Below are 20579 nucleotides of genomic sequence, written 5' to 3'. Positions count from 1 at the left end.
TCAAGGCCGCTCAGCTCAGCTCACTGGAGTACGTCGAGACGTACCTGGGCGATGCCGCTGGCCGTGACGCCGAGGCTGTGGGCGGCGCCATGGGCCAAGTCGATGACCCGGTTGCCATGGAAGGGACCGCGATCGTTAATGCGCACCACGGTGGTGCGGCCATTCCACAGATTGGTGACCTTCACCTTGGTGCCGAAGGGAAGGGTGCGGTGGGCGGCAGTCATGGTGCCGGGGCGGAACACCTCACCATTGGCGGTGCGGTTTCCGTAAAAACCTGGTCCATACCAGCTGGCTTGGCCACTGGAGCTGTGGAGAACCCGGGGAGCCGGCTTGGGTGCCGGGGCAAGGCGGGTCGGAGGAGCCTGCTGGGTGGTCCCTTGATCGGGCAAAACATCAGTTCCAACCTCTCGGATAGCTACCTCTGGAGTGGGTTCAAGGGCAGCTGAGCTGGGGGCAGCAACGACAGCAGGCTCGTTTTGAGTTGCGGCGAAACTGGAGTCGGCGATGGCGGGAACCAAGGCACTACCCGGGAGAAGTAGGGCAAGGGCCCCGAGAGAAAAGGTGCGTCGCATAACAAACGAAACCCGTTGACTAAGCAGCAATCACCAGCCAGAGGCATTCAGTGATTCGTCAGCGTTGGATTCGCTCCCAAACTGAATGGAGTTGGATTGCGAATTCGCCTTCGGAGTTCCTTAAGAAAATTGAGGACGGAGAAAAGGTAACCCGATTCCGCCGGGGTTTAGCTGAGGAATCCCATCGGCAAAACCGATCAGAATTTGTCATCAAATGCCCCAGCCCAGTCCCTGCCAGGGTTCAGCGGGTTAGGCAAGGCGTGCGGAGATCAGCAGCCCAAATAGCCATGATCAGCACAGCTGATGGGAATGTGTGCCTATCGGCGGGTCGTCCACGGGCTGGGCTGGGGCGGCGTAAGAGGATCAGGCACCAGCGCCCGATGGGCCTCGATCGCATGGATTACCGCACGGCAGGGGTAGACGTGGCCGCAGGCAGGGCATTTGTGGATCGGATTCGAGCCAGCGTGGAGACCACCCGTCGCCCCGAGGTTGTGGGCGGGCTGGGAGGGTTCGGTGGCTTCTGCCGACTGCCGGCCGGCCTGCGGCAGCCCTTGCTGGTGGCAGGCACCGATGGGGTTGGCACCAAACTCGAACTGGCCCAAGCCCATGGGCGGCACCATGACGTGGGCATCGACCTAGTGGCGATGTGCGTCAACGACGTGATCACCAGCGGCGCAGAACCCCTGTTTTTCCTTGATTACATAGCCACTGGCAAGCTCAGCCCCGCAGCCATGGCCGAAGTGGTGGAGGGCATCGCTGCGGCTTGCCAGCAGAGCGGCTGCGCCCTGCTGGGCGGTGAAACCGCTGAAATGCCTGGCTTCTACGGCCCAGGCAGCTACGACCTGGCGGGCTTCTGCCTGGCCGTGGTGGAAGCCGATGCCGTGATCGATGGCAGTGCAGTCAAGGGCGGAGATCGCATCCTCGCTGTCGCCAGCAGCGGGGTTCACAGCAATGGTTTCAGCCTGGTGCGGTCGATCCTCAGGGATCAGAGGGTCGATGGGCACACCCTTCTGCCCGGCAGCGACCTACCCCTGATTGAGGCCCTCCTCACCCCCACCCGCCTCTACGGCGCCCTGGTGAAACACCTCCTGACCAGTGGACTGCCGATCCACGGCATGGCCCACATCACTGGGGGGGGGCTGCCAGAGAACCTGCCCCGCTGCCTTCCCGCCGGAGTGCATGCGGTGATAGACCCCAGCAGCTGGGAGCGGCCACCCCTATTCACCTGGCTGCAGCAAGCAGGCGGGGTGGCCGAGGCCGACCTCTGGAACACCTTTAACCTTGGGGTGGGCTACTGCCTGGTGGTGCCAGCCGCTGCCGCCGCTGCAGCCCTTGCGGTGTGCCAGGAGGCTGGCTACCAGGCGTGGCTGCTGGGAGAAGTCGCCAGCGGCGAAGCAGGCGCCCAGCCCCTTTCAGGCTTGCCGTTTGCCTAGGGTGGTGAGGCTAAGGGGGTATTTGGGGCAGGGCGAAGACACCAGAAGACATCAAAGGGAGATTTACATGACTAACTCAGTAAGTTCAACGCAATCAGCAAGTCCAACTCAATCAGCAAGTTCAACGCAATCAACAGGCTTCAAGCAACCGATACGGTCTAAACAGCAAATAAACTCTAACCAGCAATCTAATTCTAACCGACCGGTAAGTTCAAGCCAACCAGTAGGCCCCAGGCAGCCGCCAGCTTTACTTCAATCTTTAAATTCCCCAAAACGGTTTCTGGGGGCAGGCTCTGCCGTCATCGTCGGATCTGAGCTGGGCACGGGCCAGCGCCTCACCCGACGCCGCAGCTCGGCCGGCCCCACTCCCCCTGTGCGCCCCCTGCGGCCCAGGGAGCCGGTAGCCCCAGCCCAGCGTGGTGGCCTAAGGCCCACCTTTTTGACCCTGCGGGATCACGGCAAGGTTTATGTCGCCGACCTTCCGCGCCTCTCCGATGGCCAGCTGGCCCACGTGACTACGGAGGCCCGCGAGGTGCTGGAGAGCTTGGGTCGCCGGCTGGAAGAGCTTGAAGCCCAGCCCTTTCTCTCCCAGGCAGAGCAGGACACCCGCATCAGGGCCTCCACCAAGCGCGATGTCACCGAGCGGTTCATCCGTTCCGTCGAAGACGAGCTGCAACTTCGTCTCAGTAATCCCTCGCTGCGGGCAGCGGCCGGGGAATCCCTGGCCCGCGCCTTCCTGGAATTGGCCCGTAACCGACTGCCCACTGCCACCTTCGATTCCCTGCTCCAGGAGGCATTGGCTAGCTGTGGCCCGGAAGCTGCCGCAGCCGAAGCCGAAGCCGAAAAAAAACAACCAGACCCCGCTGGCAGCCCCCAACCCCCTGTGCTGCGCTCCCAACCAATGCCCGTGGTGCTCAGCTTCGAGCTCGCTCCACCGGCGGGCTGATGCGATCAGACCAAATGGGCAAGCAAATCGAAGTACCCATGCCAAAAACCACTGGGACCAAGGAGCCCGGCCCTGAGCGGTCCATTTGCTCCGAGCCCCTGCAGGATCCCGTCCTGTGCGTGCACTGCGGGCGCACCGCCAGCAACGGCATCAGCTGCCAAGGCAGCTGCGTGGCCGATTCGGGTTACTGAGGCACGCTTGCAGAAGGCCGATCAAGCTGTCTGCTGATCCTTGGCCCAGATGCGCTCCAGGGTCCGCCTGAATTGTTCGGTATCGGTCGGCGTGCCCAGCAGGTGACGGCGGAAGAGGCTGGTCAGCCGCCAAAATTTGATTCCTGCTGCAACAGCGAAGACAGCCCATGGCAGCATCATCCAGAGGGGGTTGTCCATCTTTGACGCCTATTTCACCATTGTGGCCCCAAGCGAATGGCCTGCGTGGGCTGGGGCGCAACAAACGGGGTGCCTTCGCATGAACACCCCTGGGCGACACGCCCCTATTAGGAATAAATACTCAGTGTAACCGTTCAGGGGTCGAGACTGCTCATTGCGAACATTGTCCCTGCTGAACCCTTGACGGCAGCTTTATTACCGGTTGTATCTCAGGCAGAGACTGCTTGTGATGAGCACACCTCCGGCCGGAATTTCAGAAGCTGACTGGGAGACCTGGCCGGCTGGTGCAAGAGAGCTGATCCTTTCCCAGCATGAGGAGATTGAGCTGCTCCGCAGCCAACTCACCGCCCTGGCGAGCAAGCTGGCCAGCCTGCGGGAGCGGATTGGTCGCAACTCCCGCAACTCCTCCAAACCTCCCTCCAGTGACGGGCTTGGGTTTAATCCGCCAGAGCGGCGCAAGGGCAGTGGCCGCAAGCGCGGTGGCCAGCCGGGCCATCCCGGATCGGGGCCGGAACTGCTGCCGATCGAGCGGGTGGATGAGGTGGTGGAACACCACCCCGATGCCTGCCGCCGCTGTGGCACGTTGTTGCAGGGAGTGGGGGAGGATCCAGATCCCATGCGCCATCAGGTGATTGAGATACCACCGATCACACCGCTGGTGATCGAGCACCGGTTGCATCGCTTGGTGTGCCCCTGCTGCTCCACCAGCACCTGCGCGACGTTGCCGGCTGATGTGGAAGCCAGTCACTACGGCCCAAGGCTCAGTGCCCTGGTGGGCCTGCTGGGCAGTGCCTTCCCCTTGAGTTTCAGCAAGACCCAGGCCCTGCTCCAGCAACTGCTGGGTGTGGAGATTAGCTGTGGGGCAATCGCACGGGTCCGCCAGCGCCTGAGCTCAGCATTGGCGGAACCGATGGCCCAGGCGCTTGCGGCCGCCCGTCAGCAACCGGTGGCTTACGTGGATGAGACCGGCGCCCCCACCGGCAACGCCGTAGACGCCAGGGCCGCCTAAAAGTAATTTCATCCCGTGCTCGCTGCCGCGCCTCCCAGTGCGAGCATTCCCCTGATGTTGTGGCTCAGTTCCTGCTGGCCAGCGTGAACTGAGCGGTAGCCGCCGTTGCGCAGCAGGTTCATGACCACTGTGCGCAGGAACGCAAACAGCGGCGCTCCGTTGCGGTTGGCGTAACGGTGAGCGTCTTCCTGCAGCTGCGTGTCCCGTGGCCAATGCCACTCGTTCTCGATCGACCACCGCTGGCGGATCAGTCGTAGCAGCGCTTCTGGCTTGGTCCGCAGGCTCGTGAGGAAGTAGTGGGCCTGTGGCCGCTGATGGCCTCTGCGGGTCACGGTGGTGCTGATCATCTCGATGATCCAGCTGACGCCAGGCCAGTTCTCTTTGATGTGTTCCGGGGCTTCCTTGGCCCGCATCTCCCATAAAGTGTCACGGCCATGTTTTTTGCTCTGAGCCGTTGCAGTGAAAGGGATCTGACGCTTACCTTGAAACTGGCACTGGATCTGGCGCAGCAGGGTTTTCTGGTTGCCTCACTCCTTCGGAGAAGCCTTCGGCTACACCGTCAAGAGCACGTCGGCCCCCTTGGCGAGGCACCAGCGAAAAACGCTTGCGTGGTGTGCAGAGCATCCGCCTGGATCAAGGTGCCCTCCAGCTCAAGGGTGCTCAGAAGCTCTTTGAGCGCAGCCCTCTCGCAGGATTCGTGGGTGTCGTAGGCCTTCTGGGCCAGGGCGACACCGAGGGCCCGGGCATAGACCGTGACCTGGGCCACAAACCGGTGACCGCCGTCTTCCGTGTCCACCGCTGTGCCTCTGAGCGTCTTTCCATCGCACACCAACTGCTCCAAACCCTCTGTCCCGCCTGGGATCTGGCTGATCATCCAGGCCTGAAAGACATCGCCAAAGGTCTGCAGGTGGGCTTTGTTGAAAAGGTACAGGAATGTGGCGTCCGACGGCCAGCGTTTGAAATCCAGGCCCAGCGCCTGGTTGAACTCCTGCCGATGCCGCTTGGCAAACGCCTCCAGATCACGGGAGCTCCTGCTGCCACTCAGAATCCCGAGCACCGCCACCAACAACAGGAACCACTGTGGGTAGCGCACACCACGGCGAAAGCGTCCGTCGGGGATGGCCTTGAGAAAGCTGATTAGGTCGTTGGAATCAAGCTGATCAGCTGCTGCGCCTGGGATTTGGGGCATGGAGGTGAGCCATTCCCGCCGACCAAAGCCAATGCTGTCAGACTCCGCCAGCACGCCATGGACACACTTTTAGGCGGCCCTGCCGCCGGGTAGCCCCGGGGAACTTCCCCCCGAGGCCCCCACAGATCCGGACGTGACACTCTCGCGTCATCCGGCTCCTGTCATCCAGCCGCAACATCAACACCACGCCAGTGAGCAAAAAGGTCCCGCCTCTCCTGAGCGATCCTCGCCAGAACTTGCCGGCTGCGGCGGTCATGTCGCAACAGCCGGCTGTGTTTCTGACGCAGCCATGCGCTCAGGTGCTCATTGAGATAGCCAAATAGCTTGGCCCTCAGTTCGGTTGGATAAAAACGTCCGTAATACTGAATCCAACCCCCTAGGATCGGATTCAGGAGCCGGGCGATCTCCTCCAAAGGCAAAAACATCCGCCTACGCAGATGCATTTTCCTGATCCTCTCTCGCATGCGCTTAAGCGCCTGCGGACTAACCGCTGGGAGGAAGCTCGTAAAGATCTCCCCATAGCGGTTCTTGGCCATACGTGGTCGGAAGCAAAAGCCGAGAAACGTGAACTGGATCTGATCGAACTGACCACGGCGGCTGCTATCCTTGCAATAGACTACTTTGGTCTTCTCTGGATGCAGCTGTAACCCGCAGGAGGTAAATCGCTCCTGCAGGGCATCCATGAGCCGTTCAGCCTCAGCTCGGCAGTGACAGTGACAGATCACATCGTCTGCATAACGCTCAAACGGGACGCGTGGAAAACTCCGTCGCATCCATTTGTCGAACGTGTAGTGCAGAAACAGATTGGCCAGTAGCGGGCTAATGACACCGCCTTGAGGCGTGCCACTGGTCCGGGGCTGAAGGCGCCCATCCGGCAATTCCACCGGAGCCTCCAACCAGCGCCGCAGATACAGAACAACCCAGCGCTCGGACGTATGGAACTGGATGGCCCGCATCAGGAGGTCATGATCGATCGAATCGAAAAACCCCTTGATATCGAGATCCACAACCCAGTCATACTTCCAGCAGCGCTTACGGCAGCTCTCCACAGCCTGGTGGGCCGACTTGCCCGGTCTGTAGCCGTAGGAGTCCTGATCGAAGATCGGCTCCAACTGGGGCTCCAGCATCTGCTTGACCACCATCTGCGCGATGCGATCAGCCACCGTCGGAATGCCCAGAGGGCGAACTCCGCCGTTGGATTTGGGAATCTCAACACGCCGAACCGGCGGCGGGAAGTAACTCCCGGATGCCATCCGATTCCATAGCCTATAGAGATTGTTCTCCAGATCCTTGGCGAAGTCATCCAGGCTCTGACCATCCACGCCGGCCGCATTCCCATTCCGTTTCACCTGCTGATAGGCCTTCCAGACCATCGCCTTGGTGATCGGTAGCGGCCTGTCCGGGCTCATCTCCTACCTCCTGCCAATGGCAGTTGTTGAGTTGATCCGGACGGGATAACACAGCCCCTTTGCTCCAGAGCCATTACAGCTCCTTCATCACTACTACGGGCTGATCCGCCCCTGTCATGGGTCTTGGTATTCGCCCTCGTGGTTGTGGCCACTTGTGGCTTTTCCTTTACACCCCATGCCAGGTTCCCACGTTCCACATCGAGGCCTGTGATGGGCTCATGCCGCCTGAACACCGGCTGCCGCGTGGACCGTAAGCAGGTAACGTCCACACTGATCCGGGTGCCGCCTACCTGCACCCGTTTTGACAGCATCTGGAAGACTTTTCGATGCGTCAGCGGCGATTCGCTGTTGCTCATCTTCCCATCACTCACCTGACAGCTCGAGGCCGCCTTTTCCCCATCGCTCACTACCGCAGCTCTTAACCGCAGCAGCATGGGGTGGTTTGGAGCCTGCCCCTGCAGGCCGGCTCCGGGAGGCCACACTCCCATCCTCGATGTAGTTGTGTCAGTGCTCATAAAGAACATTTGACTCGTGGCACAAGTAGACGCAGTCTTCCGCGAAGCGGTGGGCAACAATCCCACTGGAAAGCGGGGCTGGCAGTGGGTCATGGTCACCGCCGTGGTGACGGTATTCATCCAAGGCCTGAGTCGATCGACGGCCGCCGCCATCGAGCTGCTGGGGAACGCCTTTGGCGGGATTGTCGTGAGCGATCGCTTCTCGTCTTACAACCACCTGCCCACCCAGCAGCGCCAGCTGTGCTGGGCGCACCTGATCCGCGATTTAACGGCCATCGCCGAACGCCCGGGCGCCAGTGCTGAATTTGGAGCGGAGCTGCTGGGTCTGCAGCAGCAGCTATTTGGCCACTGGCACCGCTACAAAGACGGAAGGATTGACTGGCCCGCCTTGCAGCAAAGCTGCCTGCCGATTCGCCAGGCATTCGAGACCACGCTGCAGCGGGTAGTGGAGCTGGGCTACCAGCGCGGCGAGCGAACGCCGTGGGCCAGCACGGTGCGCACCTGCCAGCAGCTCCAGAAGGTGACAGATGGGTTGTGGACTTTCCTGGAGACCCGTGGCATCGAGCCCACCAACAACGCCGCAGAGCGTGCCCTGCGCCAGTCGGTGATTCAGCGCAAGATCAGTCAAGGAGTCCAATCCCGCCAAGGTGCGATCTGCCGGAGCCGCCTGCTGACGGTCACCACTACCCTCAGGCAACAGGGGCGGGATGTCTGGGAGTTCCTCGAGCAGGCCTGGATCGCCCATCACCGCGGTGGGGTGATGCCGTCACTGCTGAGCGACCCCTGAGGGAAGAAGAACGAGCAAGGAAGAGTTTCTGATCGCTCAGCGGTGAGTGATCAGGCTTGCATTCGTGCGGCCGGGCGTCCCGACCCCTGAACGCATACTACTCAGTAACGTTTAGGGGTCGTCATGAGCGACGGTAAGTGATGTCCTTGGCCGAGTCGAACACGCCAGGGATTTTTTTGGCCCAACCCTGCCCAAACCGGAGCCTCAGACCCCACGAAGAGAGGAAGAGAGGACCTGGGGGCAGCTGTCAAAAAGAGGCGGCACCCAGATTCGAACTGGGGGTAAAGGATTTGCAATCCTCTGCCTTACCACTTGGCCATGCCGCCGCACTGGGAGCAAACTCCCTGCAGCGGATCGTATCAGCCATGGCATGCCCCCCCCGCCGTTAAACCGTCTACTGGTTCTGAGCAACGGCCACGGGGAGGATCTGATCGCCCAGCGCATCCTGCAGGCCCTGGGCAGCCGCCGCCCGGATGTGGAGATTCGGGTGCTGCCCTTGGTGGGTTTAGGCGAGGCGTTCGCCGCGGCAGAAGCCGCTGGCCAGCTGCAGAGGATCGGGCCCCAGCTGCGGCTGCCCAGCGGCGGCTTTAGCAATCAGAGCCTGCGGGGTCTGGTCCGCGACCTGGCCGCCGGCCTGCCCCTGCTGAGTTGGCGCCAATGGCAACTGGTGCGGCGGTGGGCGCGCCAAGGCGATCCGCTGCTGGCCGTCGGCGACCTACTGCCCCTGCTGCTGGCCTGGAGCGGCGGCGGCCGTTTCGGCTTCATCGGCACGCCCAAAAGTGATTACACCTGGGCCTCAGCGGGGCCGCCGAACTGGGGCGCCACGCCGCTGGCGGATAGCTACCACCGCTGCAAGGGCAGTGAATGGGATCGGTGGGAGTGGGCCCTGATGGGCAGCCGGCGCTGCCGGCTGGTGGCCGTGCGCGACCGGCTCACCGCCAGGGGATTGCGGCGCCATGGGGTGGCGGCCCTGGCTCCTGGCAACCCAATGCTGGATGGCTTCCCCCAGGCCCCTCTGCCGGCCTGGCTGGCGAGCCAAAGGCGCCTGATCCTGCTGGCCGGCAGCCGCCTGCCCGAGGCCCTCGGCAACGCCCGCCGGCTCCTGGAATGCCTGGCTCTCTGGCAACCAAACCAGCCGGCCACAGCGCTGCTGGCCTCAGGGTCAACGCCTACGGCCCAGGCCTGGCAAGATCTGCTCGCCCAGGCGGGATTCACGCCGGAGGCCCCGGCCGCGGAGGTCGCCACCACCGGCGCCACAGCCAGTTGGCGGCTGGGACGGTTAACCGTGCTGCTGGGCCAGCACAGCTTCACTCGCTGGGCTGGCTGGGCCGAGCTGGGGCTGGCCACCGCCGGCACCGCCACCGAACAGCTGGTGGGGTTGGGGGTGCCGGCCCTCTCCCTGCCGGGGCGGGGGCCCCAGTTCAAGGCCGGCTTTGCCCGCCGCCAGAGCCGCCTGCTCGGCGGCGCTGTGCAGCCCTGCTCCAGCCCCCAGCAGCTGGTCGATCGGCTGCGGCAGCTGCTCGCCGACCCCTCCGAGCGGGCCCGACTCGCCGCCATCGGCCGGCGCCGAATGGGCCCCAGCGGCGGCAGCGCCCAGCTGGCGGCCCTGGTGGAGCAGCGTCTACTGGGATGATGCGGCGATCCCTTGCTTGCGTCGCCATGGCCGGCATCCCCGATCGGGCCTACAACGCCGCCTGCGGCCTGCTGGCCAGCCAGCTGGGTATCAGCCTGGCGGCCGCCCGTCGCAAAGTTGACGTCAAGGCCTCCCAGCAGGGCTTCCGGGACACCCCAGCCAAACTGGCCCTGGCCGGGCAGATGCTGACGGAAGCCCAATCCAGCGGCACCAACAACCAGGAATTGCTCACCTCCCTACTTGAGGCGGTGGGCAACGATGAGAACTTCATGGTCGAGGATTGAGCCCTGCTCGAAGACTGAATTCCAGGCTTGACGAGCCCTGCTTAGCGGTTGCCCCCGCTGGAGTGCTCGAACAACAGGTGATAGCGCTGGCGGTCGAGGTCGGCGAACACCGGAATGCAGCCAAAACAGCGCTGGGCCAGCTCCCAGCGCTCTTCGCGCTGGAGCATGGTTTCCAACCGATCTCGGGCCGGCAACAGGTAGCGCACGTCCCCTGCCGCATAGGCCAGCTGGACATCGGAGAGATCTTCAACCCGACCCCAGTCCGAGCTCTGGGCCTGCTTGTCGAGCTCCACCCCCACCAGCTCCTGCACCACCTCCTTGAGCCCATGGCGGGGGCTGTAGGTGCGCCCCAGGCGGCTGGCCACCTTGGTACAGAAAATCGGATTCACAGTGATGCCAAGGTTTTCAGCCAGGGCCGCCACATCAAAGCGGGCAAAGTGAAATACCTTCTCAACCGCCGGGTTTTCCATCAGCGCCTGCAGCCGGGGGGCGGCGGACTGGCCGCGCGTTAGGCGGATACAGCAGACGTTGTCGTGGTCGTCGCAGACCTGCACCAGGCAGAGCCGGTCGCGGCCGTGGATCAGGCCCATCGCCTCGGTGTCCACCGCCAGGGCCCTCGCGCCGGCATAGAGGGCTGCCCACTCCCCATCGAGGTCGCCGTCAAACACAGCGAACCGGGCTGGTGCCGGCAGGTTGCTGGGGGTGGAGGAGGCGGCCATAGAAATGGGACAGGAGCCCGCCCATGCTGCCAAGCCACATCGCGGCCCGCCGGCGGCAGAATGGCCGCCATGGCCAACCTCGGATCCACCCTCGTACTGACCTTGCTGCTGGCCATCGGCCTGGTTTTCTTTTTGCGGGCCGCCAGCAAAGACCGCACTACCGTGGTGGAGGTGCGCTCGTCACGGCCGCCCCTGGAGGTGCTGGGCCGGCTCAGCGAGTGGCTCCTGCAACGGGGCTGGCAGGCCGAATCCAGCGATCCCGAGCGACGCCACCTCTGCTTTCGCGCCCAGGTGGCCGCCAGCCCCTGGTTGGCCGTTCTGCTCTCGCTGCTAGGAGCAGTGGGCGCAGCCTGCCTCGCTCTGGTGCTGCGTCAGCTCCTGCCTCCCCTGGGCTGGTGGCCCCTGCTGCTGGCCCTGCTCGGGCCTGCGGCGGGAATTATCTATCGCAACAGGGCAAGGCGAGCCGAAACCCTCGAGCTGAGACTGATCAGCCACGACAGCGCTACCGGCAGTGCCCTGCGCCTGCGCGCCCACCGCGATGAACTGATTGCCCTGGAGCTCGAACTCGGGCCCCAGCTCGGCCTATTCAGCGACGGCAACCTGCTCAGTTCCCCCATCTGACCCCAAAGCCATGGATCGTCATCGCTGGGTGGGGGCCGCCCTGATCGGGGTTCTCTGCCTAGGCACCGCCGCCACCGCCCAAGCTCCCGTTATCGCCAACGTCGATCCGCTGACGGGGCCCCGCAGCCGCCTGAGCAAAGACTGGCTGGGCACGGTCCCCATGGCCAGCCAACCGGAGATTCTGGTGCTCGCTGGCCATGCCGATTCCCAGGGGATCGGTGGCGCCGGCACGGCGGGGGCGGCTGTGGACCTGGGCGGGGCCAAACCGATGCGGGCCACCATGCGCGACGAGCTCCACTGGAACCTGCTCACCGCCCAGGCGGTAGTTTCCCTGGGACAGCGGCGGGGCCTGGCGATCCGCTTCTACGATCCGCCCCTGCGCACGATTGTCAACGGCGATGATCCCCGCACCAACTGGAGCGTTGGCAAAGCCCACGCCGCAGCTGGTGGCTACGCCCTCGAGATCCACTACGACGCCTACGGACCCGACGGCGTGGGGTCGGGGCTGATCCCGCCGCTGCATCGCCCCCCCAGCCTTCTCGATGAAAGCCTGGCGGCGGCCTTTGGTCCCTATCCCCTCCACTATCGCGATGGCCTGGGGGCGCCGCGGCGCGGCATCGCCATTCTCGAGATCGGCAAGCTCGAAGGCCCCCTCGAAGCCGCCCTGCGCGATCCCAGCCGCAGCGTGGTCACCATCAATGCCATTGCCCTACGGGTGGTGGAGGCGATCGAAAGGGGCCTGGGCCGCGAACCCGCCCAGGCCCTTACCCAGCCCCTGACCCAGCCCCAGCCCCTAGCTGTCAGCTCACCGCCTGGTGGGGAGCGCAACGCGCCTCAAGCGAGCCGTCCTCCAGCCAGTTCTGGGGCCGAGTGAACAGGTCGGTGAGCAGGGCTTCCCGGCTGCCCGGCTCGCTCTGGTAGCCATATTCCCAGCGCACCAGCGGGGGCAGCGACATCAAAATTGATTCAGTGCGGCCATTGGTCTGCAGGCCGAAGATCGTGCCGCGATCAAACACCAGGTTGAACTCCACGTAGCGGCCGCGGCGGTAGAGCTGGAAATCCCTCTCCCGCTCGCCGTAAGCCGTGGGCTGGCGCTGCTCGGCGATCGGCAGGTAGCTGGGCAGGAAGGCATTGCCGCAGGCGCTCGCCAGGGCGAACAGCTGCTCCCAGTTTTGGTCGATTGCCCCGAGGCGGTTGCTTCCCGCGGCCGCGGGGCCCTCGGGATCCTGGCCCTTGTAGAGCACCCCTAGGGGGTCCTGGTAGTCGTAGAAAATCCCGCCGACGCCGCGGGTCTCGCCGCGATGGCGGAGGAAGAAGTATTCATCGCACCAGGGCTTGAACACCTGGTAGTAGGCAGGGTTGACGCTGTCGCAGGCGTTTTTGAGGCTGCGGTGGAAATTCTGGGCATCGCTGAGGAAGGGGTAGTAGGGGGTGAGGTCGGCACCGCCGCCAAACCACCACACCGGCCCCGCCTCGAAGTAGCGGTAGTTGAGGTGAACGGTGGGGATGTAAGGGTTGCGCGGGTGCAACACCATCGAAGTGCCGGTGGCAAACCAGCGGTGGCCCTTGGCCTCCGGACGCTGGCTGAGGATCGAGGGAGGCAATTCGCTGCCCTCCACCTCGGAGAAGTTCACCCCGCCCTGTTCGAAGACGCGCCCGCCCTTCATCACCCGCGAGCGGCCGCCGCCCCCCTCCGGCCGCACCCAGCTCTCCTCGGCAAAATCGCCCTCCCCGTCAAATTCAGCCAGGCCTGAGCAGATGGAATCCTGAAGGCCCATCAACAGCGCTTTTGCCCTGGTGCGGGAGTCGGCTGGCGGCGCTTCTAAGACCTTGGCCATGGGCAGTGCGCCGAAGCGGCGCCGGAAAGGTCCACCATTTCAGCCCAGCCCCTCCCCCCAGGAGCCAGGGGGCGGCGCTCACCCTGCCAGCGCCGGCCGGATCCAGGCGGATGGCCCCTAGGATCCCAGTTCCTTATTGCAGTCTCGATGGCCTCAGTCGAGCAGGCCCATGCCGCCCTTACGGCCGTCACCGATGCCGGCAGCGGCCGCAGCCTGATCGATCTTGGCTGGATCCAGGAACCCCGCCTGGTCGGCGAGCGCGCCGTGTTCCGGCTCGCTCTGCCCGGGTTTGCCCAGGCCCAGCGGGATCGGATCGTCACTGAGGCTCGGGCCGCCCTGCTGGCCATTGATGGCGTGAACGAGGTGCAGATCGAGCTGGCCCAGCCCACAGGCGCCGCCCCCATCGGTGCCGCGGGCCATGGGGCGCCTGGCCCTGGGGCAGGTCAGCTCCCCCAGCGCCAGGCCATTGCAGGCGTCAGGCAGGTGATCGCGGTGAGCAGTGGCAAAGGTGGCGTCGGTAAGAGCACGGTGGCCGTAAACCTGGCCTGCGCCCTTGCCGCCACCGGGCTCAAAGTGGGCCTACTCGATGCTGATATCTACGGACCCAATGCGCCCACCATGCTCGGGGTCGCCGATCGCACCCCAGAGGTGCGCGGCGAGGGCGCCAGCCAGGTGCTCAGCCCGGTCGAATGCTGCGGCATCGCCATGGTGTCTATGGGGCTGCTGATTCAGGAAAACCAACCCGTTGTCTGGCGCGGACCGATGCTCAACGGCATCATCCGTCAGTTTTTGTATCAGGTGGAGTGGGGCGAGCGGGATGTGCTGATTGTGGATCTGCCCCCTGGCACGGGCGACGCCCAGCTCACCATCGCCCAGGCCGTGCCGATGGCCGGAGCGATCATCGTCACCACCCCCCAGCTGGTATCGCTTGCCGATGCCCGCCGCGGCCTGGCGATGTTTGTGCAGATGGGCGTCAGCGTGCTGGGCGTGGTCGAGAACATGAGTGTGTTCATCCCTCCCGACGCACCGGAGAAGCGCTACGCCCTTTTCGGCAGTGGGGGCGGTGCCCGCCTCGCTGAGGAGGCTGGGGTGCCGCTGCTGGCCGAACTACCCCTGGAAATGCCGGTACGGGAGGGGGGGGATGCCGGTCGGCCGGTGGTGCTCTCCCATCCCGAATCCGCCAGCGCCCAGGCCCTGATGGCCCTGGCCCGGCGCATTGGCGCGGCCCACCTGGTGCCGGCCTGAGAGCCATGCTGAGCCAGTCAGGGCGGCGCAATAAGGGGGTCTTCGGCGCCGGCCGTGGCCGCCGCAGTCCCCTGGCCAGGGTCGACCTAGTGCTCTGGGGCGTTCCTTTGGCCATGGCAGCGCTGGCCGGCATCCTGATCGCCAGCACCCAGCGACAGGCCAATTACGCCAACTGGTACCAGCACTGGGTGACGGCGGCGGTGGGCATGGTGGTGGCCCTGCTGCTGGCCCGGCTGCCCCTGGAGCGGCTGCTTCCTTTCAAGTGGCCGATCTACATTGCGATGGTGGCCAGCCTGATCGCGGTGCGCCTGGTGGGCACAAGCGCCCTGGGGGCCCAGAGCTGGATCAACATCGGCGGCTTTTACGTCCAGCCCTCGGAATTTGCCAAGCTGGGGGCGATCCTGCTGCTCGCCGAGGTACTGGCCCGGCACCCGGTTGATCGCCCCGTAGATCTGGTGCGGCCTGTGGGCCTGATCTCCCTGCCCTGGCTGCTTGTGTTCGTGCAGCCCGACCTGGGCAGTTCCCTGGTCTTCGCAGCCGTGCTGCTGGTTATGCTGTTCTGGGCGGGGATGCCCGGAGCCTGGGTGCTGTTGTTGCTATCGCCCCTGGTGACAGCCATCACGGCCGGCGCCCTGCCGGTGCTGCTTCTGGGCTGGATTCCTCTGGTGGGCTGGATGGCCTGGAAAAGCCTTCCCTGGAAAAGGGTGGCCCTGGCGATCAGCCTGGCGGTGCAAGGGCTGTTTGCCGTGGCAACACCCTGGTTATGGCAGCACGGCCTGCGGCCCCACCAGCGGGACAGACTGACCCTCTTCCTCGATCCTGGCCAGGACCCCCTCGGTGGGGGCTACCACCTGCTGCAGAGCACGGTGGGTATCGGCTCCGGACAGATCTGGGGAACAGGGTTGATGCAGGGATCCCTCACCAAGCTGCGTTTCATCCCGGAGCAGCACACCGATTTCATCTTCAGCGCCCTGGGGGAGGAAACGGGTTTCCTGGGCTCGGTGCTGGTCGTGGCGGGCTTCGCCCTGCTGATGGCCAGGCTGCTGCAGATCGCGGGCCGGGCCCGCAGCGACTACGAAGCCCTGGTGGTGGTAGGAATCGGCGCGATGCTGATGTTTCAGGTGGTGGTGAATATCAATATGACCATCGGCCTCGGACCGATCACCGGCATCCCCCTGCCCTGGCTGAGCTACGGACGTTCCGCCATGCTCGTCAACTTCATCGCCCTCGGCCTGTGTGCCTCCGTGGGCCGCCGGGGCCGAACAGCCCAGGGAGCCTGGTGAGCCTGGCCGACCTACGGAGTGCCCTGGCGGACGGCGTGCCGGCCGGCGCCAGCAGCGAAGACAGCGTGCGGCGCCAGTGGTGGGCGGCCCTGGCCACCCTGCAGGAGGACTTCCTGCTACCGATGCAACCCCTCAAAGGGCTGTGGCTGGCGGCCCCCCTGCCTGCCCTCTACGAGCCGGTGCTGTTGCAGCAACTCCAGGGCTGGGTGTGGGCGCCCAGGGAACTCGCCGACCTGCTGACGAGCTCCGCTCCCCTGCTGGGGGGAGCCGGCAGCTCCGCAACCGGGGAAGCGGGCGCAAGGGGTTTCCAGCGACTGCCCCTGGAGCCGGCCGATGGCACCGATCCGCTGCTGCTGGTGATGACCCCCCGCCTGCAGGTGGCGCTGTGCCTCGATGGTCCCCCAGAGGGCCGGCGCCTGATCGCCCGATTCGACCCGGAGGCCCTTTCCAAAGCCCTCAACCTGATCCACGGACGCCTGTTGGCCAGCGACCCCGGTGCCTCGACGGCCCTGCGCTCCGCCCTGGAGGAGCTGGGCCCCCTGCGCAGCGAAGAGCAGCTGGGGGTGCGGTTCTGGCCCCGGGTAGGGGAACGGCTCGCCGCCATCGCGCCGAGCCTCACCCTCCAACCCCTGGTGCACGGGGGCAAGGGTCGGGACCGATCCCCCACTGACATCCCCCGGGAGGTGAGTAGCGAACTGGCCCTGCTCGAAGCGCTCACCCACGAGGTGCGAACTCCCCTCGCCACAATTCGCACCCTGATTCGCTCCTTGCTGCGGCGCGGCGACCTGCCGCCGCTGGTGCGCGGGCGCCTCGAGCAGATCGATGGCGAATGCAGCGAGCAGATCGATCGATTTGGCCTGATCTTTCTGGCGGCCGAGCTGCAGCGCCAGCCAGGCAACGACCAGCCCCTGGGCCAAAACGATCTGGCCCGCACCGACCTCAGCCAGGTGCTGCTTCAGCAGCAGGAACTGTGGAAACGGCAGCTGGCCCGCCGCGGCCTGGAATTGGAATTGTTGGTCCCAGCTGGCCTTTCGCCCGTGCTCAGCGATCCGGCCCGGCTGGAAACCATGCTCGGCGGCCTGATCGACCGGTTCAGCCGCAGCCTTCCCGCCGGCAGTCAGGTCAGCGTCAGCCTGCTGCCGGCAGGTTCCAGGCTCAAGCTGCAACTGAGCAGCGAGGGCCATCGCCCGGAAGAGCCGGTACGGGATGGCGAGGGCGACCAACGGGAGCTGGTGGGGCCGGTGCTGAGCTGGAACCCCGCCACCGGCAGCCTGCAGCTCAGCCGCCAGGCCACCCAGCGGCTGTTCCATCGCCTCGGCGGTCGTCTCACCGAACGCAGCGGCAGTGGCCTGACCGTTTTTTTTCCCGTGTGCTGAGCGGCCGGTTTGTTGACGGGTGTGAAGACTGCAGGCGAAGCGCAGAACGGGCCAAAACCTCAGTGCTAGCTTCCGGTTGAAACGTTTCAAAGCCATGGCAGCTACGGCGCTCAGCGGTCAACTCCCGAAGTACCTCGGCAGCACCGGCGGCCTGCTGAATTCCGCCGAAACGGAGGAGAAATACGCCATTACCTGGAGCAGCCCGAAGGAACAGGTGTTTGAGCTGCCCACCGGCGGGGCCGCCCACATGAACGAGGGCGACAACCTGATGTACTTCGCCCGCAAGGAGCAGTGCCTGGCCCTCGGCACCCAGCTGCGCACCAAGTTCAAACCCAGAATCGAGGATTACAAGATCTACCGGATCTATCCCGGTGGGGACACCGAATTCCTGCACCCCAAGGATGGCGTCTTCCCGGAGAAGGTGAACGAAGGTCGCCCCATGGTGGGCCACAACCCCCGCCGGATCGGCGCCAACCCCAATCCGGCCAACCTCAAGTTCACCGGCAAGAACAGCTTCGACGCCTGAAACGCGTCGACCAACTCCCATAACGGCGGGGCCTGGGTGCCCCGTTTTTTTTGCCCGCCAAACCGATGCCGAGCACCGATCGCGATGGCTTAGCCCAGCAGGCATTTCTGGACATGGTGGCAGCCGGCCACAACTTCATCCCCCTCTGGAAACGCTGGCCCGCCGACCTGGAAACGCCCCTGACCACCTGGCTGAAGGTGGGAGCAGCCAGTGAGCACGGCGTGCTGCTGGAATCGGTGGAAGGGGGCGAGCGCATCGGGCGCTGGAGCTTCGTGGTCAGCGACCCCCTCTGGACCCTCACCAGCCGCGGTGCCCACTCCCAGCGCCGCTGGCGCGATGGCCGCTGCCAAGCCCTGCAGGGCAACCCCTTCGAGCTGTTGCGCGAGTGCCTGGAGCCCCTCTCCAGCCCGCCGATTCCGGGGCTGCCTCCGGTGGGCCAGCTGTTTGGCTTCTGGGGCTACGAACTGATCCGCTGGATCGAGCCGGTTGTGCCGGTGCACCAGCCCGGGGAGGACTCTCCCCCGGATGGGTCCTGGATGCTCGCCGACAGCCTGCTCGTGTTCGACCAGGTTAAGCGCCAGATCACCGCCGTGGCCTACGCCGACCTCAGCGGCGGCCAAGACCGGCAGATGGCCTACGCCGCTGCTGCCGCCCGCATCAGCGCCCTGGAAGAGCGCATGCACGCCCCCCTGCCGACCTCGGTGACTCCCCTGCGCTGGCACGACGCCAATCCGGCTGAGATAGCCCAGAGCCTGATCACCAGCAGCAACGTCGGCCAGGAGGCCTTTGAGGCGGCAGTGCTCCAGGGCGAACACCACATCGAAGCGGGGGATGTATTCCAGCTGGTGCTTAGCCAGCGGCTGGAAACCCGCATTGACCGCGATCCCTTCGAGCTCTACCGCAGCCTGCGCATGGTGAATCCTTCGCCCTACATGGCCTTCTTCAACTTTGGCGGCTGGTATCTGATCGGCTCCAGCCCCGAGGTGATGGTGAAGGCCGAACCGATCCCGGAGGGAGGAGTGAAAGCCTCGCTGCGGCCGATTGCAGGCACCCGCCCCCGCGGTCGCGACGAAGCGGAAGACCTGGCCCTAGAAAAAGAGCTGCTGGCCGATCCCAAGGAACGGGCCGAACACGTGATGCTGGTGGACCTCGGCCGCAACGACCTGGGCCGCGTCTGCAAGCCCGGCACTGTGAAGGTGGGGGAGCTGATGGTGATCGAGCGCTATTCCCATGTGATGCACATTGTGAGCCAAGTTGAGGGACTGCTGGCAGAGGGGCAAACCGTGTGGGACCTATTGATGGCCTCCTTCCCCGCCGGCACCGTCAGCGGCGCCCCCAAGATCCGCGCCATGCAACTTATTCATACCCTGGAGCCCGATGCCCGGGGCCCCTACTCCGGTGTTTACGGCGGAGTTGACCTGGGCGGCGCCCTCAACACCGCCATCACCATTCGCACCATGGTGGTGCTGCCCCATCCAGAGGGGGGCTGGCGGGTGCAGGTGCAGGCCGGCGCCGGAGTGGTGGCCGATTCCAACGCTGCTGCCGAATACCAGGAAACCCTCAACAAGGCCCGCGGCATGCTCAAGGCAATTGCCTGCCTGCTGCCCGCCCAGCCATGAAGGATCCCCTGTTGCTCAAGGGCTTTGAAGTGGAGCTCTACACCGGTCGGACCGACGGCACGGTGGTGGGTTGCTCAGCGGCGGCGGCGGCGGCCCTGGAGGGGTTCGTCACCGAGCCCGACCAACGCAACCTGGAATACATCACGCCCCCCGATGCCAGTTACGCGCGCCAGCTACAGCTGCTGATCGAGCCGCGTCAGCGCCTGCGCCGGTGGCTGGCCAGCCGCCAGCTCACCCTGCTGCCGGGCAGCGCCCTCAGCCTGGGCGACAGCCGCCATTTCGAGCGCTCCGACCCCGCAAACCCTTACCACAGCTACATCGAGGCCACCTACGGCACCAAGGTGGTGACCGCCAGCGTGCACATCAACCTGGGGCCCATCAGCGACAAGGACCCGGGGCAAATGGACCGCCTGTTTGCCGGCCTCCGCCTGCTGCGCTGCGAGGCTGCCCTGCTGCTGGCCCTCAGCGCCAGTTCCCCCTTCCTCGACGGCAAGGTCACCGGCGCCCACTCCCAGCGCTGGCTGCAGTTTCCGCTGACCCCGGCCGAGGTGCCGCTGTTCCTAGATCACCAGCACTACATCAACTGGATGGGGCAGCAGCTGGAGCTCGGCACGATGCAAAACGTGCGCCACCTCTGGACCTCAGTGCGGCCCAATGGGGACAACCGGCCCCACGACCTCAACCGGCTGGAGATCCGCATCTGCGACCTGGTGACGGATCCGCTTCTGCTGTTGGCGATCACGGCCTTCGCCGAACTGCGGCTGCAGCAGTTGCTGCGCCAGCCGGAACACTGCGACCCCCTCCTGGCCAGCAGCCTGACGCCAAGCGAATTGGCCCACCTGGCCGACGCCAACGAAAAGGCCGCGGCCGTCTCAAGCCTGGAAGCCACCCTGCACCACTGGCGCCATGGGCAGCCGGTGCTGGCAAAGAGCTGGTTGCTTGAGGAGCTTGCAGCTCTGGCCCCCCTGGCAAGGGAGCTCGGGCTCACGCAGCTGCTGGCGCCGTTGGGGGAGGTGCTGGAACAGGGCAATCAGGCCATGCGCTGGCTGGCTGGCCACCAAGCCGGGGTTCCAATCAGCAAGTTGCTCTCCCTGGAGATCGCTGCCATGGCAACCCGGGAAGTGGAACTGCTGGAGGCAATCGCCACAGACACTGGGCCGCTCCCTTTGGGATGATCATGGATCTG

20 protein-coding genes, 1 tRNA gene and 1 pseudogene are annotated in these 20579 nt (G+C 65.1%); 14 read left to right on the top strand and 8 right to left on the bottom strand.

What is annotated here, in order from left to right; all coding sequences use genetic code 11:
- Nucleotides 1–20 precede the first annotated feature (20 nt).
- Complete coding sequence (locus H8F27_RS10415; RefSeq protein WP_197148042.1) at nt 21–572, bottom strand: septal ring lytic transglycosylase RlpA family protein; 552 nt, start codon at nt 570–572, stop codon at nt 21–23.
- A gap of 395 nt (nt 573–967) precedes the next feature.
- Between H8F27_RS10415 and purM the strand changes: the two genes are divergently transcribed.
- Nucleotides 968–2005, top strand: a complete 1038-nt coding sequence (gene purM / locus H8F27_RS10410; protein WP_197153505.1) for a phosphoribosylformylglycinamidine cyclo-ligase — start codon at nt 968–970, stop codon at nt 2003–2005.
- Between the two features lie 316 nt (nt 2006–2321).
- Nucleotides 2322–2951, top strand: coding sequence for a DUF2267 domain-containing protein (locus H8F27_RS10405; protein WP_231596665.1), 630 nt, complete (start codon nt 2322–2324; stop codon nt 2949–2951).
- Nucleotides 2952–3163: 212 nt separating this feature from the next.
- Here H8F27_RS10405 and H8F27_RS10400 read toward each other — a convergent pair whose 3' ends face one another.
- Complete coding sequence (locus H8F27_RS10400; protein WP_197148041.1) at nt 3164–3340, bottom strand: hypothetical protein; 177 nt, start codon at nt 3338–3340, stop codon at nt 3164–3166.
- A gap of 229 nt (nt 3341–3569) precedes the next feature.
- Here H8F27_RS10400 and H8F27_RS10395 point away from each other — a divergent pair, with 229 nt between their 5' ends.
- The gene (locus H8F27_RS10395) at nt 3570–4349 is read left to right on the top strand and encodes a DUF6444 domain-containing protein (RefSeq protein ID WP_197148040.1); all 780 of its coding nucleotides are present in this window, start codon (nt 3570–3572) and stop codon (nt 4347–4349) included.
- A gap of 8 nt (nt 4350–4357) precedes the next feature.
- Here the strand turns inward: H8F27_RS10395 and H8F27_RS18035 are convergent.
- The 3 genes and pseudogenes from H8F27_RS18035 to ltrA form a co-directional block, all read right to left on the bottom strand.
- Nucleotides 4358–4864 (bottom strand): annotated as a pseudogene (locus tag H8F27_RS18035) (ISAs1 family transposase); the annotation flags it as partial.
- 44 nt (nt 4865–4908) lie between these two features.
- Entirely contained in the window at nt 4909–5538 is a 630-nt protein-coding gene (locus tag H8F27_RS18030) for an ISAs1 family transposase (protein WP_197148039.1), read from the bottom strand.
- 161 nt (nt 5539–5699) lie between these two features.
- Complete coding sequence (gene ltrA, locus H8F27_RS10380) at nt 5700–6947, bottom strand: group II intron reverse transcriptase/maturase (RefSeq protein ID WP_197147969.1); 1248 nt, start codon at nt 6945–6947, stop codon at nt 5700–5702.
- Between the two features lie 531 nt (nt 6948–7478).
- Here ltrA and H8F27_RS10375 point away from each other — a divergent pair.
- The gene (locus tag H8F27_RS10375) at nt 7479–8249 is read left to right on the top strand and encodes a transposase (RefSeq protein ID WP_197148038.1); all 771 of its coding nucleotides are present in this window, start codon (nt 7479–7481) and stop codon (nt 8247–8249) included.
- Between the two features lie 255 nt (nt 8250–8504).
- Here the strand turns inward: H8F27_RS10375 and H8F27_RS10370 are convergent.
- Nucleotides 8505–8575: transfer RNA gene (locus H8F27_RS10370), tRNA-Cys, on the bottom strand.
- A 44-nt stretch (nt 8576–8619) separates the two neighbouring features.
- On the opposite strand from H8F27_RS10370, the gene H8F27_RS10365 reads away from it, so the two are divergent.
- Both H8F27_RS10365 and H8F27_RS10360 read left to right on the top strand, forming a co-directional pair.
- A complete protein-coding gene (locus H8F27_RS10365) occupies nt 8620–9882 on the top strand; it encodes a lipid-A-disaccharide synthase-related protein (RefSeq protein WP_197148037.1) in 1263 nt (420 codons plus the stop codon).
- Nucleotides 9882–10166 carry a hypothetical protein gene (locus H8F27_RS10360; RefSeq protein WP_231596193.1) on the top strand — a complete coding sequence of 95 codons (285 nt, stop codon included), beginning with the start codon at nt 9882–9884 and terminating at the stop codon, nt 10164–10166. Before H8F27_RS10365 ends, H8F27_RS10360 begins: the two co-directional genes overlap by 1 nt.
- 41 nt (nt 10167–10207) lie before the next feature.
- Here H8F27_RS10360 and H8F27_RS10355 read toward each other — a convergent pair whose 3' ends face one another.
- Nucleotides 10208–10885, bottom strand: a complete 678-nt coding sequence (locus tag H8F27_RS10355) for a ribonuclease D (protein WP_197148036.1) — start codon at nt 10883–10885, stop codon at nt 10208–10210.
- A gap of 69 nt (nt 10886–10954) precedes the next feature.
- Here H8F27_RS10355 and H8F27_RS10350 point away from each other — a divergent pair, with 69 nt between their 5' ends.
- Complete coding sequence (locus tag H8F27_RS10350) at nt 10955–11506, top strand: cofactor assembly of complex C subunit B (RefSeq protein WP_197148035.1); 552 nt, start codon at nt 10955–10957, stop codon at nt 11504–11506.
- Between the two features lie 10 nt (nt 11507–11516).
- A complete protein-coding gene (locus H8F27_RS10345) occupies nt 11517–12380 on the top strand; it encodes a dehydrogenase (RefSeq protein ID WP_231596192.1) in 864 nt (287 codons plus the stop codon).
- Here the strand turns inward: H8F27_RS10345 and hemF are convergent.
- Nucleotides 12307–13344, bottom strand: coding sequence for an oxygen-dependent coproporphyrinogen oxidase (hemF, locus tag H8F27_RS10340; protein ID WP_197148034.1), 1038 nt, complete (start codon nt 13342–13344; stop codon nt 12307–12309). The genes H8F27_RS10345 and hemF overlap by 74 nt on opposite strands.
- A 147-nt stretch (nt 13345–13491) precedes the next feature.
- Between hemF and H8F27_RS10335 the strand changes: the two genes are divergently transcribed.
- The 6 genes from H8F27_RS10335 (at nt 13492) to gshA (ending at nt 20568) form a co-directional block, all read left to right on the top strand.
- On the top strand, nt 13492–14589 hold the full coding sequence (locus H8F27_RS10335) for an Mrp/NBP35 family ATP-binding protein (protein ID WP_197148033.1): 1098 nt from the start codon (nt 13492–13494) through the stop codon (nt 14587–14589).
- 5 nt (nt 14590–14594) lie between these two features.
- A complete protein-coding gene (rodA, locus tag H8F27_RS10330; protein WP_197148032.1) occupies nt 14595–15872 on the top strand; it encodes a rod shape-determining protein RodA in 1278 nt (425 codons plus the stop codon).
- Nucleotides 15866–17248 (top strand): sensor histidine kinase, encoded by a 1383-nt coding sequence (locus H8F27_RS10325; RefSeq protein WP_197153501.1) that lies wholly within the window; start codon nt 15866–15868, stop codon nt 17246–17248. The genes rodA and H8F27_RS10325 overlap by 7 nt, the downstream gene beginning before the upstream one ends.
- 94 nt (nt 17249–17342) lie before the next feature.
- On the top strand, nt 17343–17774 hold the full coding sequence (locus tag H8F27_RS10320) for a photosystem I reaction center subunit II PsaD (protein ID WP_197153500.1): 432 nt from the start codon (nt 17343–17345) through the stop codon (nt 17772–17774).
- 65 nt (nt 17775–17839) lie between these two features.
- Nucleotides 17840–19393, top strand: coding sequence for an anthranilate synthase component I family protein (locus H8F27_RS10315; protein WP_197148031.1), 1554 nt, complete (start codon nt 17840–17842; stop codon nt 19391–19393).
- Nucleotides 19390–20568: a glutamate--cysteine ligase gene (gshA, locus tag H8F27_RS10310; protein WP_197148030.1), complete on the top strand. Its 1179-nt coding sequence runs from the start codon at nt 19390–19392 to the stop codon at nt 20566–20568. Before H8F27_RS10315 ends, gshA begins: the two co-directional genes overlap by 4 nt.
- Nucleotides 20569–20579: the final 11 nt, after the last annotated feature.

The organism is Synechococcus sp. CBW1108, assembly GCF_015840335.1.
Classification (GTDB): Bacteria; Cyanobacteriota; Cyanobacteriia; order PCC-6307; family Cyanobiaceae; genus Cyanobium_A.
This window is presented reverse-complemented; position numbering and strand designations above follow the sequence as displayed.

Coding starts and splice junctions, on each gene's coding strand:
- H8F27_RS10415 (WP_197148042.1), bottom strand. CDS start 572: ATGCGACGCACCTTTTCTCTCGGGGCCCTTGCCCTACTTCTCCCGGGT.
- purM (WP_197153505.1), top strand. CDS start 968: ATGGATTACCGCACGGCAGGGGTAGACGTGGCCGCAGGCAGGGCATTT.
- H8F27_RS10400 (WP_197148041.1), bottom strand. CDS start 3,340: ATGGACAACCCCCTCTGGATGATGCTGCCATGGGCTGTCTTCGCTGTT.
- H8F27_RS10395 (WP_197148040.1), top strand. CDS start 3,570: ATGAGCACACCTCCGGCCGGAATTTCAGAAGCTGACTGGGAGACCTGG.
- H8F27_RS18030 (WP_197148039.1), bottom strand. CDS start 5,538: ATGCCCCAAATCCCAGGCGCAGCAGCTGATCAGCTTGATTCCAACGAC.
- ltrA (WP_197147969.1), bottom strand. CDS start 6,947: ATGAGCCCGGACAGGCCGCTACCGATCACCAAGGCGATGGTCTGGAAG.
- H8F27_RS10365 (WP_197148037.1), top strand. CDS start 8,620: ATGCCCCCCCCGCCGTTAAACCGTCTACTGGTTCTGAGCAACGGCCAC.
- H8F27_RS10360 (WP_231596193.1), top strand. CDS start 9,882: ATGCGGCGATCCCTTGCTTGCGTCGCCATGGCCGGCATCCCCGATCGG.
- H8F27_RS10355 (WP_197148036.1), bottom strand. CDS start 10,885: ATGGCCGCCTCCTCCACCCCCAGCAACCTGCCGGCACCAGCCCGGTTC.
- H8F27_RS10350 (WP_197148035.1), top strand. CDS start 10,955: ATGGCCAACCTCGGATCCACCCTCGTACTGACCTTGCTGCTGGCCATC.
- H8F27_RS10345 (WP_231596192.1), top strand. CDS start 11,517: ATGGATCGTCATCGCTGGGTGGGGGCCGCCCTGATCGGGGTTCTCTGC.
- hemF (WP_197148034.1), bottom strand. CDS start 13,344: ATGGCCAAGGTCTTAGAAGCGCCGCCAGCCGACTCCCGCACCAGGGCA.
- H8F27_RS10335 (WP_197148033.1), top strand. CDS start 13,492: ATGGCCTCAGTCGAGCAGGCCCATGCCGCCCTTACGGCCGTCACCGAT.
- rodA (WP_197148032.1), top strand. CDS start 14,595: ATGCTGAGCCAGTCAGGGCGGCGCAATAAGGGGGTCTTCGGCGCCGGC.
- H8F27_RS10320 (WP_197153500.1), top strand. CDS start 17,343: ATGGCAGCTACGGCGCTCAGCGGTCAACTCCCGAAGTACCTCGGCAGC.
- H8F27_RS10315 (WP_197148031.1), top strand. CDS start 17,840: ATGCCGAGCACCGATCGCGATGGCTTAGCCCAGCAGGCATTTCTGGAC.
- gshA (WP_197148030.1), top strand. CDS start 19,390: ATGAAGGATCCCCTGTTGCTCAAGGGCTTTGAAGTGGAGCTCTACACC.